The 15125-nt window shown below is 39.6% G+C and carries 11 protein-coding genes and 1 pseudogene; 11 read left to right on the forward strand and 1 reads right to left on the reverse strand.

Features of this window, described 5'->3' with window-relative positions; translation table 11 throughout:
- The first annotated feature begins 129 nt into the window (after positions 1–129).
- From grpE to FJR11_RS14345, 8 genes and pseudogenes are all read left to right on the forward strand, one after another.
- Positions 130–872 (forward strand): annotated as a pseudogene (grpE, locus tag FJR11_RS14310) (nucleotide exchange factor GrpE).
- A 413-nt stretch (positions 873–1285) separates the two neighbouring features.
- Entirely contained in the window at positions 1286–3244 is a 1959-nt protein-coding gene (gene dnaK / locus FJR11_RS14315; protein ID WP_168504767.1) for a molecular chaperone DnaK, read from the forward strand.
- Positions 3245–3748: 504 nt separating this feature from the next.
- Positions 3749–4906 carry a molecular chaperone DnaJ gene (dnaJ, locus tag FJR11_RS14320; protein ID WP_168504769.1) on the forward strand — a complete coding sequence of 386 codons (1158 nt, stop codon included), beginning with the start codon at positions 3749–3751 and terminating at the stop codon, positions 4904–4906.
- Positions 4903–5160, forward strand: coding sequence for a sulfurtransferase TusA family protein (locus FJR11_RS14325; RefSeq protein WP_168504771.1), 258 nt, complete (start codon positions 4903–4905; stop codon positions 5158–5160). Before dnaJ ends, FJR11_RS14325 begins: the two co-directional genes overlap by 4 nt.
- A complete protein-coding gene (rsgA, locus tag FJR11_RS14330; protein WP_168504773.1) occupies positions 5157–6326 on the forward strand; it encodes a small ribosomal subunit biogenesis GTPase RsgA in 1170 nt (389 codons plus the stop codon). The genes FJR11_RS14325 and rsgA overlap by 4 nt, the downstream gene beginning before the upstream one ends.
- A 443-nt stretch (positions 6327–6769) precedes the next feature.
- Positions 6770–7780, forward strand: coding sequence for a DMT family transporter (locus tag FJR11_RS14335; RefSeq protein ID WP_168504775.1), 1011 nt, complete (start codon positions 6770–6772; stop codon positions 7778–7780).
- A gap of 8 nt (positions 7781–7788) precedes the next feature.
- Positions 7789–8172 carry an ectoine synthase gene (locus FJR11_RS14340; protein ID WP_168504789.1) on the forward strand — a complete coding sequence of 128 codons (384 nt, stop codon included), beginning with the start codon at positions 7789–7791 and terminating at the stop codon, positions 8170–8172.
- A 183-nt stretch (positions 8173–8355) separates the two neighbouring features.
- Positions 8356–9948 (forward strand): glycoside hydrolase family 57 protein, encoded by a 1593-nt coding sequence (locus tag FJR11_RS14345; protein ID WP_168504792.1) that lies wholly within the window; start codon positions 8356–8358, stop codon positions 9946–9948.
- A 216-nt stretch (positions 9949–10164) separates the two neighbouring features.
- Here FJR11_RS14345 and FJR11_RS14350 read toward each other — a convergent pair whose 3' ends face one another.
- On the reverse strand, positions 10165–10392 hold the full coding sequence (locus FJR11_RS14350; RefSeq protein WP_168504794.1) for a photosystem II protein, Psb35-related: 228 nt from the start codon (positions 10390–10392) through the stop codon (positions 10165–10167).
- A 248-nt stretch (positions 10393–10640) separates the two neighbouring features.
- Between FJR11_RS14350 and psb34 the strand changes: the two genes are divergently transcribed.
- The 3 genes from psb34 to FJR11_RS14365 all read left to right on the forward strand — a co-directional run bounded on the left by psb34 (position 10641) and on the right by FJR11_RS14365 (position 15101).
- Positions 10641–10820, forward strand: coding sequence for a photosystem II assembly protein Psb34 (gene psb34, locus FJR11_RS14355; protein ID WP_168504796.1), 180 nt, complete (start codon positions 10641–10643; stop codon positions 10818–10820).
- 214 nt (positions 10821–11034) lie between these two features.
- The gene (locus FJR11_RS14360; RefSeq protein WP_168504798.1) at positions 11035–13197 is read left to right on the forward strand and encodes a tetratricopeptide repeat protein; all 2163 of its coding nucleotides are present in this window, start codon (positions 11035–11037) and stop codon (positions 13195–13197) included.
- Positions 13198–13244: 47 nt separating this feature from the next.
- Positions 13245–15101 carry an ABC transporter ATP-binding protein gene (locus FJR11_RS14365; RefSeq protein WP_168504800.1) on the forward strand — a complete coding sequence of 619 codons (1857 nt, stop codon included), beginning with the start codon at positions 13245–13247 and terminating at the stop codon, positions 15099–15101.
- Positions 15102–15125: the final 24 nt, after the last annotated feature.

The following is a 15125-nucleotide window of genomic DNA, read 5'->3' on the forward strand; positions in this document are numbered from 1 at the left end:
TGGAATTGATTTATCTTCCTTTACTATTCTATTCACCATTTGTCACCAGAGGATGACAGTGATATCACTTCCTGTCAAAATATCAGTAATTAAATTTCTGCTGTTAAAAGCATCTGGGATGAGTAGATAATAGTAAACGAAAATAAACAGGTAAACTATATAAGCCAGCAATGAGGCGAACCCACTGAGTTTCCCACTTACCACATATTCTTATGAAAAGTGATTCCCCATCTGAAATTAACTCCAACGAATCTAGCACCGAGATGACTGAGCAAATAGCAAACCAAATGAATGAACAAGAAGATACTATACTGACTGAAGAAAGTGGCGACGCTACGGCACAGCCCATAGAAATTGATATCGCTGCTTTGTCAGATTTAACTCAACAAATTGAGTCTCTAAAAATTCAATTAGAAGAACGTAGCACTCAATATATGCGAATTGCCGCAGATTTTGAGAATTACCGCAAACGAACTGCCAAGGAAAAAGAAGAATTAGACCTACAGGTAAAGCGAAACACAATTACAGAATTGCTGCCTGTAGTTGATAATTTTGAGAGAGCGCGAGCGCACCTCAAACCCCAAGGGGACGGTGAAATGACAATTCACAAGAGCTATCAAGGCGTTTACAAGCAGTTGGTAGATTGCCTGAAACGGCTAGGAGTAGCACCCATGCGCCCTGAAGGTCAAGAATTTGACCCGAACTTACATGAAGCAGTGATGAGAGAACCGACAGATGAACATCCAGAAGGAACAGTTTTAGAAGAGTTAGTTCGTGGTTATTATTTTGGAGAGCGCGTATTACGCCATGCCATGGTGAAAGTAGCTGCTCCCAAGGAAGATGTATCTTCTTCCCCAGAAGATTCAGTCTAGGCAAAATCATGCTACTCGCTTAAGCAGCTTCAGCTAGGACTGGATGTAGGGGTGTGGGGATATAAGGGTTTAGGGAAACCAGCACTTTTCTTTCCCTTAAACCCTTATCCTCAATAAACTATGGGGTTTTTAAGCACAGCCAGTATTGTATATTTTAAACAGCATAGGGCTGTTGATACATAGTATGCTGTTTGGTTATTTTGAATGGTTGTGTAATGTGCTTTTTTAATTTTTAATTTTTAATTTTTAATTCCGCCCTGGGGTACTAGTTCTTTACAACAGTAAACTCTATGTGTATAATCGCTTATAATATAATTTACATAAGTTTTGCTATAAGTTTTGTATCCTGTAGCTGAAACACAACCGTCCGTAAATAATTACGGTAAAATATTTGCACTAAAAATACTTTAAGTATGGGAAAAGTTATTGGCATTGATTTAGGTACTACTAATAGTTGTGTTGCTGTTTTGGAAGCTGGACAACCAATAGTAATTGCTAACTCCGAAGGGGGACGCACTACTCCTAGTATTGTGGGCTTTGGTAAAGGGAATGATCGCCTAGTCGGACAACTGGCCAAGCGACAATCTGTAACTAATGCAGAAAACACAGTCTACAGTATCAAAAGATTTATTGGCCGTCGTTGGGAAGATACAGAATTAGAGCGCGAACGTGTTCCTTATAACTGCATCAAAGGTAGAGATGATACCGTGGATGTGCAAATTCGCGGGCGGAACTACACACCCCAAGAAATCTCCTCTATGGTCTTGCAAAAGCTCAAGCAAGATGCAGAAAATTTCTTAGGTGAGGCGGTAACAAAAGCAGTAATTACCGTACCAGCATATTTTACAGATGCCCAAAGACAAGCCACCAAAGATGCTGGGACTATTGCTGGCTTAGAAGTCTTAAGAATTATCAACGAACCCACCGCCGCCGCCCTAGCCTTTGGCTTAGACAAGCAAGATCAAGAGCAGTTAATTTTAGTATTTGATTTAGGCGGAGGGACATTTGACGTATCCATTCTTCAACTTGGAGACGGAGTTTTTGAAGTTAAAGCCACCTGTGGGAATAACCACCTAGGAGGAGACGACTTTGATAATGCCATTGTTCGCTGGATGGTAGAGCGATTTAAGGCAGAAGAGAAAATAGATATTGCCCTCGATAAAATGGCATTACAACGACTGCGGGAAGCAGCGGAAAAGGCCAAAGTTGAACTATCCAACATGGTTAGTACCTCCATTAACCTGCCATTTATCACTGCTGATATCACAGGACCCAAGCATCTGGAAATGGAACTCAGTCGTTCTCAATTTGAAGAACTGACAGGGAGTTTAATTGAGGGGACTATCGAGCCAATGATCCAAGCCCTCAAAGATGCAGAACTCAAACCCCAACAGATAGATCGGATTATTTTAGTAGGTGGTTCTACCCGTATTCCTGCCGTTCAAAACGCTTTAATTAAGTTTTTTAATGGCAAAACCCCAGATCGTTCTGTCAACCCTGATGAAGCGGTAGCCCTGGGTGCAGCTATCCAAGCCGGGGTTTTGGGTGGAGAAATAGATAATCTGTTGCTTTTAGATGTCACACCCCTATCCCTAGGGATTGAAACCCTAGGAGAAGTATTCACAAAAATCATTGAACGTAATACCACCATTCCCACTAGCAAATCTCAAGTATTTTCTACAGCCGTTGATGGTCAAACCTCCGTGGAAATTCATGTCCTCCAAGGAGAACGGGCAATGGCAAAAGATAATAAAAGTTTGGGTAAGTTTCTCTTGGGTGGGATTCCCCCTGCACCTCGTGGTGTCCCGCAAATTGAAGTAGCTTTTGAAATTGATGTTAATGGCATCCTCAAAGTTGCGGCTCAAGATAAAGGTACAGGTAGAGAACAAAGCATCCGTATTACCAGTACAGGTGGCTTAAGTAACACCGAAATTGAGCAAATGCGGAAACAAGCCGAATTGTTTGCCGAAGAAGATCAAAGACGTAAAGAACTGGTAGAACTCAAAAACCAAGCTGATAACTTGTTATTCAGTTATGCTTCAACATTACGGGATAATCGTAATTTACTCAGTGAGTCACTCATAGTCTTGGCCAATGATAAGGTTGAGCAATTGCAGAAGGTAATGAATAATCCCCATACGTCCCCGGCTGACTTTAAGACACTTTTAGAGGATTTCCAACAAACTCTGTTTGCTATTGGTACAGATGTTTACAAACAAGCTAATAACGAGGAATTAGCACCAGAGGATTTAACGGAAATAGCTGTTCCCGAAGAAAATCAGCTTTCTGTGAATAGCACACAAATACCACAATTCAACTTTGATTTTGACAATGAAAGTACCACACAAGCTGATTATGAGGCAATAGACTAAAAGTTCAGTAGATATAATACTTCCCTTGTTCCCTATTCCTTTCTCGTTCCCTATTCCTTTCTCGTATTTCTGGCAAGTTGGACTAAAAACTTCCATACCATAGATACAACTAAAAGTATAGGTCGGTTTTTCACATCTAATGGTACGGCTAGTCCCTATAATCAATGGGTGGGTTTTTTCACACCTAAATAGCACAATGATAAAAGATTAATCAACAGTAGCAATAATCATGGATGCTATGATTTAATCAAAAATAGAAATATGGTCTATCTTGATCTTGCTATAAGAAAAAATAGGTCAAAGATGAAAACCAAGTCTACTTAAAATAACGAGTGTATGTTGATACGCATTCGTCATGAAAATCCTGGTTTGTGTACTTTTGAGTAAGTTCTAGCAAAAAAGTATCAGTAAAATAAATTATTAACAAAAATTAAAGTGTTACCTTAAACCTATTAGCTACTATTTTCCGTACTTCTGCTTCCTTCTAATTCTTAACCTTGCTATATGGCCCGAGACTATTATGAAACCCTGGGTGTCTCTCGTGACGCCGACAAAGAAGAGATTAAACAGGCTTATCGCCGCCTAGCCCGAAAGTATCACCCAGATGTAAATAAAGAATCTGGGGCAGAGGAGCGATTTAAGGAAATTAACCGCGCCTATGAAGTCCTATCCGAGCCGGAAGTTCGCGCTCGTTATGATCGTTTTGGTGAAGCTGGTGTTTCCGGTGCGGCTGCGGCTGGTGCTGGTGCTGGTTTCCAAGATATGGGTGACATGGGTGGTTTTGCCGATATCTTTGAAAGCATTTTCAGCGGCTTTGCTGGTGGTGCGGGTGGAGGTGGAGGTGGACAACCCCAACAAAGACGGCGTAGTGGACCAGTACGGGGCGATGATCTCCGCCTAGACCTGAAATTAGAGTTTCGGGAAGCGGTATTTGGTGGAGAAAAAGAAATTCGCATTTCCCATTTAGAAAGCTGTGACGTGTGTAGTGGTTCTGGTGCTAAACCAGGAACTCGTCCGCGAACTTGCAGCACTTGTAGTGGTTCAGGCCAAGTCAGACGGGTAACAAGAACTCCATTTGGGAGCTTTACCCAAGTTTCCACTTGTCCCACCTGTGATGGCACAGGCACGGTTGTTGAGGATAAATGTGATGCTTGTGATGGCAAAGGCGCAAATCAGGTTACAAAGAAACTCAAAATCAATGTTCCTGCTGGTGTAGACAATGGCACAAGATTACGGATTTCCCAAGAAGGAGATGCGGGTCAACGTAGTGGTCCTCCGGGAGATTTATATGTCTACTTGTTCGTTAATGAAGATGAAGAATTTCATCGAGAGGGAATTAATGTTAACTCGGAAATTAAAATTAGCTACCTACAAGCAATTTTAGGTTGCCGTTTAGAGGTAAATACGGTAGATGGTCCAGTGGAGTTGATTATTCCCGCCGGAACTCAACCGAATACGGTGATGAAATTGGAAAATCGTGGTGTTCCCCGTCTGGGTAATCCTGTGAGTCGCGGTGATCATATGTTGACGGTGTTAATTGATATTCCTAGCAAGATCATCCCAGAGGAGCGGGAACTGCTGGAGAAACTGGCTAAGATTAAGGGAGACAGGACAGGTAAAGGTGGTTTAGAAGGATTCTTAGGAAGCTTGTTTAAGTCATGAGTGCATCTTCTGTGTTAACCCCTGACGCTCAACTCGATTTGCGTGGTACTCCTTGTCCGATTAATTTTGTGCGGACAAAACTATATTTGGAAAAAATGCCCCCTGGAGGTTTACTGGAAGTCTGGTTAGATCCAGGTGAACCGATAGAACAAGTTCCTGATAGTCTGACCATGGCTGGTTATCAAGTAGAACAAATAACGGATTGTGCTGGCTATTTTTCCCTGGTTATTCGCCGTCCGGTTACTGCGGCATGACAGGGGAAAATGTTGCTAATGGACAGTTATTGGGTACGGTGTTAGCTGTACAGGCCAATTTTTATCGCGTGCAGATGGATGAAGTGGCAAGGAGTCAGGAGGTAGGGGCGGGGTTTCCCCGCCCAGTCAGGATTTCAGAAGAAATCAGAAATCAGAAATCAGAAATAAATTTCTCCCCTGCCCCCTGCCCCCTGCCCCCTGCCCCCATCCTCCTCTGTACGCGGAGGACACGCCTCAAAAAGATTGGTCAACAGGTGATGGTGGGCGATCGCGTGATTGTGGAAGAACCCGATTGGGCTGGGGGTCGGGGCGCTGTTGGTGAAGTTTTATCGCGTCATAGTCAATTAAATCGCCCCGCGATCGCTAATGTCAATCAAATTCTCCTGGTTTTTGCGGTGGCTGACCCTCCTTTAGAACCTATTCAATTGAGTAGATTTTTAATTAAGGCTGAGTCTACAGGAGTTGATGTGCTGTTATGTTTGAATAAATGTGATTTAGTTTCTTTAGAGGAAAAACAGCAAATTAGCGATCGCTTACTGGCTTGGGGTTATCAACCTTTATTTATTAGCGTTCAAAACAATATTAATATTGACCAAATAGCAGAATATTTGCAGGATAAAATCACTGTGATTGCTGGCCCTTCTGGTGTGGGGAAATCCAGCTTGATTAATAGTTTGATTCCCGATATCAACCTGCGCGTGGGGGAAGTTTCTGGTAAATTAGCCCGTGGTCGTCATACCACCCGTCATGTAGAATTATTTGAAATGCCTACAGGTGGGTTATTAGCAGATACTCCTGGTTTTAATCAACCGGATTTAGATTGTAGTCCTGAAGAATTAATTCACTATTTCCCAGAAGCAAGAGAACGCCTAGCTGCGGCTCATTGTCGCTTTAGTGATTGCATACATAAAGATGAACCAGACTGTGCTGTTAGTGGTGACTGGGAACGATATCAGCATTATTTAGAATTTCTGGATGATGCGATCGCTCAACAAACCCATCTTAACCAACAAGCTGACCCCGAATCAAGTCTGAAATTAATATCTAAAGGTAAAGGTCAGAGTCAGTACGAGCCAAAACTGGAAAGTAAAAAATATCGCCGAATTTCTCGAAAAACTCAATTACAGGACTTACAGAATTTGTATCAAGATAGTGAAGAAGAGTGACAGATGACGAGCGGGGGAGAAATTTCGTTCTTTTCTCTTGGGTAGAAGAAAAGCAAATATGGAGTTAAAATGTGACTGTTTATGTCCAACTAGAAGTTGTACATCAAAAAGCCATAATCTAGACCTAGCAAAGCCTTCCCGACCAGGTAAGTAAGTTTTTACTAGAATATGAGTTTACTGCCTAGATCCAAAATTTTTTGGCTCTTCGGTACTTTTTATGGAAAACTATTAATTAAAAATCAAAAATGCGTTGAAAAATAAAGGTAAAAACCGAAATCCACGAAAAAACTCTAAAATTTTAATAAAAAATACCTGTTTTTATTGTATTGCAAGAGTTTTACGGTTTTTGCAACCTACATTTAGCATACTATGTATGGCAATACTGTAGGTATGGAAGAGCCAATTTTTTTGATGTCTGGGAAAAATTATCAAAATTGCGAAAAATGCAAAACTCTCCTGATATAAAACGTTGGCAAAGTATTATTGCTTTTTTGCTTGTTACTGTACTATTTGGATCACTTCCTCCTGTCACAAAACAGGTTGTTGCCTCCTTAACGCCCTCAGTCCAATTAGCGGTTCGCTACCTTTTTGCAGTATTGTTCTTAATGCCATGGATTGCTAAAATTTCATTTAATCTTGCTCCTGTTAAAGCTTGGAAAAATCATCTAAAGTCTTATTTAACAAATAAGCCAAAGGCATATGATATTAATATTTTTTCCGAAGATGTTATTCAAAATAGCCTAATAATTGATAGTAAGTTATTGCGCGATGGATTTGTACTAGGAATATTGACATTTGGAATTCACATTTGCTTAAGTTTTGGGGTGAAAACAATTTCTGCAAATCGAACTTCCTTTTTGTTTGGACTGTGCATTATTTTTGTAACGCTTTTAGATTTAGTCTATCGAAACCGCTTTTCTCTTCGATTTTTTCTGTCTGCAATTTTAGCATTTAGCGGTAGTTATTTAATGTCTTGGGAACAAAGTTCCGAACCCCTAATTGGGACATTGTGGATTTTAGGAGCAGTTTTTTGTGAAGCCATGCTGCTGATTATTCTTGAAGATATTGCATCCTCTCACTCTCCCATGAATTTGTCTATTGTCAGACTAGGAGTTGCAACTTTCCTAGCTTTGAGTTTTGGGATAAGTGAACTTCCAAGTCAGCTAACAGTGATTCAGGCGAATTTAGGGCAATTGTTATATTTAGGAAGTGCGACAGCCGCGACGACCTGGTTAGTCGTTTTTTCCTTGCAAAGATTACCTGCTGTTGAAGCATCATTAATTCAAGGCTTAGAGCCAATTGTTGGGGCTGTAATTTCTTTTTTAATGCTTGGGGAAGTATTTGGTTTGCGTGGTTTGATCGGGTCTGGTTTAATATTACTAGGAACTATAATAGCCATCTTGAATCCGTTAGGGAAATCGGCTGACAGCAAGAATAACTTAAATTTTGAATGATTAAAACGATGATAATACGAACTTTAGAACAATTAATTGAAACTGATCGTGATGTAGCGTGGGGAAATGGTCAGAGCCGCAGATTTTTAACAGAAAGTGATGGTATGGGATATTCTTTAACTGATACCATCATTAATACAGGAACTGAATCATTGTTGCAATATACAAATCATTTTGAAACTTGTTATTGTATTCAAGGTGAGGGAGAAATTGAAGCCACTGATGGGACAGTATACCCCATCAAAGTTGGGACAATGTATGCCCTTGATCAGCATGATAAACATTATTTACGCGCAAAGACAACTATGCGGTTAGTGTGTGTCTTTTATCCTGCATTAAAGGGAAATGAATCTCATAATCTTACAAGTAATCATGAAAGTAGCTATAGTTGAGCTTTATTTATCCTGACTCCCGACTCCCAACTGGGTGCAGTCCCTGCGCCCCTACCTGCTGACTTCTAATAAGTATTAACTTAGGATTCATGTCCAATGACCCATATAGTCTTAAAATATTCTTAATTTCCCCACACAGACTTTTTTGTCTGTAACCTCCACATACCACACAGAAAAAATATTATGGCTATAGGCTATGTCGCGCTTGTACTTCACGCACACCTGCCCTTCGTTCGTCACCCAGGAAGTGATTATGTGCTAGAAGAAGAATGGCTGTATGAAGCGATTACTGAAACTTACATTCCTTTATTAAAAGTATTTGAAGGATTAAAGCGAGACGGCATTGATTTCAAACTCACCATGAGTATGACTCCGCCTTTGATTTCTATGCTTCGTGATCCTTTATTGCAAGAACGCTATGATGCTCACTTGGCACAACTAGAAGAGCTTATAGAGCTAGAATCTGAGCGCAATATTCATAATGGTCATGTTCGTTATTTAGCAGAACATTATGCAACTGAATTTAATGAAGCGCGGGAGTTATGGGAACGTTATAAGGGTGATTTAGTTACAGCATTTAAACAGTTTCAAGATAGTAATAACTTAGAAATTATTACCTGTGGCGCTACCCACGGCTACTTACCATTAATGAAAATGTATCCCCAAGCGGTTTGGGCGCAAATTCAGGTAGCTTGTGAACATTACGAAGAAACTTTTGGTCAAGCCCCCAGAGGGATTTGGTTGCCAGAATGTGCCTACTATGAAGGTGTGGAGCGAATGCTGGCTGATGCTGGTTTACGTTATTTCCTCACCGATGGTCATGGCATTTTATACGCCCGTCCTCGTCCTCGCTTCGGTAGCTATGCCCCGATTTTCACTGAACCCGGTGTAGCGGCTTTTGGTAGAGATCATGAATCTTCTCAGCAAGTCTGGTCTTCTGAAGTGGGTTATCCTGGTGCAGCCGAATATCGGGAATTTTATAAAGATTTGGGTTGGGAAGCTGAATATGAATATATTAAGCCCTATATTATGCCCAATGGCCAGCGCAAAAATACAGGTATTAAGTATCATAAAATCACTGGTAGAGGCTTAGGTCTTTCTGATAAAGCCCTGTATGATCCTTACTGGGCAAAGGAAAAGTCCGCAGAACACGCTGCTAACTTCATGTATAATCGTGAGCAGCAGGTTGGAAATTTACACAATATCATGGGTCGGCCGCCAATTGTTGTATCTCCTTATGATGCAGAGTTATTTGGTCATTGGTGGTATGAGGGTCCTTGGTTTATTGATTACCTGTTCCGTAAGTCGTGGTATGACCAAAAAACTTATGAAATGACCCATTTAGCCGATTATTTACGGGCTAATCCTAATCAGCAGGTATGTCGTCCGGCTCAGTCGAGTTGGGGCTTTAAGGGTTTCCATGAATATTGGTTGAATGATACTAATGCTTGGGTTTATCCGCATTTACACAAAGCTGCGGAACGGATGATTGAAATTTCCCAACTCGAAGTTGAGGATGAATTACAGGAAAAGGCACTCAATCAAGCTGCGAGAGAGTTGTTATTAGCACAATCTTCTGACTGGGCGTTTATTATGCGGACAGGAACAATGGTTCCCTATGCGGTGAGAAGAACAAGATCGCATTTAATGCGCTTTAATAAACTCTATGAAGATGTGAAAGTGGGTAAAGTTGATAGTGGTTGGTTGGAAAAAGTCGAATCAATGGATAATATTTTCCCCAATATAAATTATCGGGTTTATCGGCCAGCATTTTAATGACAGCAGGAGTCAGGAGTCAGGAGTCAGGAGTGAGAAAAAAGGAAGGAAGAAGAACGAAGAAGTAAAACCAGTGTGACACTTGATAGAGTGACGGTAGCCATTTTTTTTGGTTTAAATTTCTGACTTCATTTACCTGATCTAAAAAAAGCAAAACCCCCAGAATTGTAACTGGGGGTTATTTTTATATACATCTTGTCAAATTGCCACTAAATACTATTGGGGTAAATTGCGGCTGCTATAAGCATCAATAGCATAGGCTGGTGTACGTTGGGTATAGTCCATATCTACGCCAGTAATAGATTTAGCCAAAGCTGCAAATTTCTCAGAAGCCCAATTACGTTCGTGAATGGGCTTGCTTTGTTCACCCATGAAGTAAGCCAGAGAACCGATAACGGAAACTGCTACCCAACCAACAACCAATAGAGAAATTAAAATAGCCATTCGAGAACCCTCGTTTTTTACTTTTTGTAACCTTATGTAAATAAATATAACAGATTGTTAACAGAAGTTGCAAATTATTTTCTGGTGTGTATGCCCCTCAAAGAGGTGAGGGATTCCTCACTGTAATAATTTTGTAATAAAACGCACCAATATAAGAAATGGTGAGAAAACCCTAGTTATCTATTTTTATGAGAGTAATGTAAAATTTATGTAACATTAAATCAAGAAAGATAATAAGGAATCACTTCATGCCGTACACAAACGAAGAAGGCGGTCTTCTCAATAACTTTGCTAAAGAACCCAAGGTTTATCAAGCTGAACCCCCTACAAGTAGTCAGAAGCGTACTTATATTGTTTTAGGAATTGCAGCGATGCTTTTGATCGTAGGTGTAATTTTTGTGGCCTTTTCTGTTTCTAATGTCAGTTAATTGGAAAACTGTCCTATTTTAACTTTTTCTGATCTCAGGTTCTTGTTTTTGAGAAAGAACCTGATTTTTTTTGTTAGGATGTTAAAATAACAGTATAATTATATTTTTTTTTACAATCTAGCCTAGAAAACTTGATTCATCCTGAAAAAGATAACATCTCCGTGAAAATCAAAATCATGAGATGTAACATTAATTTTGAATTTATTCAGTCAGGATGTATACAGAAAAAAGGGCTAAAACCCAACTAAATACAAGCGTGAATGAAACTGTACACACAGAAAACATTAGTTTGAATCGGCAAGTATATCAACGCCTAAAACTTGCCCTCAGTTTGGGTTTACGTAGACAAATTTTATTTGCTATATGTGATGATTTAAATTCAAGAAATCGTATAGCAGCACGTTTGCACTCTACCTTAGCTTACCCTGTAGAAAAGGTACTATATCAGCGAGCTAATGCAGGAGAACTTATGACTCCAGCTTATCCACGATTAGTTACTTTGCGATTAAATGTAAATGATCCCAATCCTATCGCGCAAATTAATCAATGGTTAGCTAATTATCCACCTCCCATTGTGGGGGAATCAACAAACAATCCTGGCCGTCCCTTACCAATCCCCGCATTTCAGATTGTGGGGGTGGAAATGCTGACGAAAGAACCAGTAGCAGTACAACGTTTATTTTTGAATTATCTCCGCTTAGGTGAGCAGCAGTTATTTGGACAGGAATCTAGTCGCTTTTTAGAATCTAGTTTGTTATTTTGGGTTTCTCGTCCTTGGTTGTCTGCAATTCAACAATCAGCACCCAAATTTTGGCATTGTCGAACGGGTGTATTTGTCTTTGCAGGAGAACCGACACCTACTGTAGATAATAGAGGTCATGGGGAAGGTTTCGCAGATTCCCACCGTTCGGAACGGGAAAATTCTCAGGATTTGGGTTTTGATGAAGAGAAAATTTCTCAGGAAATTAAACACACAAATAAACCTGATTTTCCTGGAACTGCAAATGCAGATTTAATTACACAAATACCAGAAAAATCTCCTATTGAATCTCCTCAAGTTAACAATAACCAAAATTTGCCTTCTTTATCTCATATTAACCAGGAGTTACAAAACTTAGTTAAAGCCACATTAAATACTGATGATAACGGACAAACCCAACAAATACTCTGGGAAATTGAGCAATTACACATTCAGCAAGCTAAGGGAGAAGAGTTAGCAATTGCTTATCAGAATCTGGGTAATTTCTATCGGTTACAGATTGAGCAAGGACAACCAACTTTAGAAAACTTGATGATAGCAATTCTAGCTTATCAAGAAGCGGTTAGCCATGATGAAAGTTCTCCACAACTTCCAGATATTTTGAATGATTTGGGGACACTTTACTGGATGTTGCACCGCATCCCTGAAGATAAGGAAGAAGCGAAAATTTATATTCAGCAAGGCATAGATTTTTATAAATTAGCACTTAAACTGATTACAGGTGATTCTCAGCCAGAAACTTACGCTCGGATTCAAAATAATCTTGGTACTGCCTATGGTGATTTGGCTAGGTTTGCAGAAGCAGTGGAAAACTGGAATTTTGCAGTTGTTGCTTACCATGAAGCAATTCGTTACCGACAAGAGGAAATAGAACCTTTAAAATATGCTGCTTGTCAGAATAATTTAGGTACAGCTTATTGGCATCTGGGGCAGTATAATGAACCTGTAGAAAATCTTACCAAAGCAATCGCTGCTTATAAATTAGCGGCTGTTCATTATCAACCAACAGATGAACCCCTAAAATATGGAATGATTCAAAATAATATTGGTACGGCTTATTGGAATCTTTCCCAATATGAACAACCAATGGAAAATCTCCAGTTAGCGATTCAGGTTTATCGTGAAGCCTTAAAATATCGGACAGCAGTAGATGTTCCCCATGCCTATGCTGCTACTCAAAATAATCTGGGTATCGCTTACTGGCATCTAGGAAATCAGCCGCAAACAACAAAGGAAGATCAAGAAAAACTGATAAAATTATGTATTAATGCTTATCAAGAAGCTGTGAATACTGCTCACCTATTCAGTAATTTAAATTTAAGTTTTGATTTATGGATGACACATAATAATTTAGGATTAGCTCATTATCATTTAGTTACAGATATATCTTTCAATGGTGATAAAAAACTGCTTTCTCAACATTTAGAATCAGCTTTAGAGAATCATCTACAAGCTTTAAGTGGATTTGGGAAACAAACAGAAAATTATCAAACAACAATCAGCCACATTGTTAGTATAATTCGTACTTTCCATAATGAGTTAGGAATTCAAGGACAAAGTTTAGGTTTATCTAAACTTCCAGGACATTTATTACCAGATATTTTACCGAAGTTGTAATTTGGTAATTTGGTAATTTAGTAATTTGATAATTGGTAATTGGTGATATGAAAGAAACAGTCCTAGAGGTTCGCAATCTACAAGTTGAATTTATCAGTAATAGCAGTACAGTGAAAGCTATTGATGATATTAGCTTCCAGTTACATCAGGGAGAGACTCTAGGAATAGTAGGAGAGTCTGGGAGTGGAAAGTCAGTTACAGCTTTAGCAATAATGGGTTTGTTGCAATATCCTGGTAAAGCAAGTGGGGGGAAAATTTTGTTTTCTCGAACAAGTAGCCAACCGCTGGATTTATTAGCGTTACCACCTCAAGAAATGCAACTCTATCGAGGTGGTGATATTGCGATGATTTTTCAAGAACCAATGAGTTCTTTAAATCCGGTTTATAATATTGGATTTCAGTTGCAAGAAGCGATTATGCGACATCAAAATGTAAATGCAATTGCAGCCAAAAGAATTGCGATTGCGGGTTTACAAGAAGTTAAACTTTTAGCTAGTGATGAGCAAATTCAACAGCAGTATATTGATGATGATTTGTCTGCATCAGATAGCTTTAAATTAGCGCAATTGGTGAAAGAACACAAAGAAGCCATGTTGTCGCGCTACCCTCATCAGCTATCTGGTGGACAATTACAACGGGTTATGATTGCAATGGCAATTTCTTGCAATCCCTCTGTGTTGATTGCGGATGAACCAACTACAGCTTTAGATGTGACTGTGCAAGCGACAATTCTAGAATTGTTGTATGAATTACAACAAAGTCGCAATATGGCAATGATTTTTATTAGCCATGATTTGGGGTTAATTTCGGAAATTACTGACCAAGTAGCAGTAATGTATAAAGGTAAAATTGTCGAATATGGTGCAGCAGCACAAATCTTTAATAATCCCCAACATCCTTATACTAAAGGACTTGTAGCTTGTCGTCCTAGCCTTAACTGTCGTCCTCACAAACTATTGACTGTTGCTGACTACATGAGTGTCACGGAGGATGAATTTGGACAAGTCATAATTAAGGCTAAACACCCTGCACAACCAGCGGAAATTACTAGGGAGGAAATTACTGAAAGATTAGCAAATATCAGCGGAAAACCACCTCTGTTGACTGTTAGTAACTTGGAAGTAGGTTTTCCGGTGCAGGGAGTATTTGGAGCTACAAAACGCTACCATAAGGCTGTAAATGGGGTTTCCTTTGATGTTTTTCCGGGAGAAACCTTGGGATTGGTGGGAGAATCTGGTTGCGGTAAAACTACTTTGGGTAGAACTTTGCTGCGACTAATCGAGCCGATGAGCGGTAAAATTATCTTTGATGGACAAGATATTACTCACTTGACTGGGAAAACTTTGCAGCACTTACGAAGGGAAATGCAAATTATTTTCCAAAATCCTTTTAGTTCCCTCAACCCCCGGATTAAGATTGGGAATGCGATTATGGAACCCCTGTTGATTCATGCTGTGGGTAAGTCCAAACAACAGCGACAAGCTAGAACAGTGGAACTGTTGGAACGGGTGGGTTTAAGTGCAGATGATATGAAAAAATATCCTCATCAATTTTCCGGTGGTCAACGTCAACGGGTTTGTATTGCCCGCGCTTTGGCTTTAAATCCTAAGTTTATTATTTGTGATGAGTCTGTTTCCGCTTTAGATGTATCTGTACAAGCGCAGGTTTTGAATTTATTAAAAGAACTACAACGGGATTTTCAACTAACTTACATTTTTATTTCCCATGATTTAAGTGTAGTCAAATTTTTGAGCGATCGCATTTTGGTGATGAATCAAGGGAAAATTGTCGAATCAGGTACATCGGAAAGTATTTACTTAGAACCAAAAGAAGAATATACACAAAAATTAATTGCTGCGATTCCTACAGGTAGTCCTGAACGGATTAGAAATCGGAAAAATTAAAATAATGCAAAATTAAAGGGAGTT

Origin of the sequence: Anabaena sp. UHCC 0187 (genome assembly GCF_009712035.1) — a bacterium.
In the GTDB taxonomy this organism is placed as follows: Bacteria; Cyanobacteriota; Cyanobacteriia; order Cyanobacteriales; family Nostocaceae; genus Dolichospermum.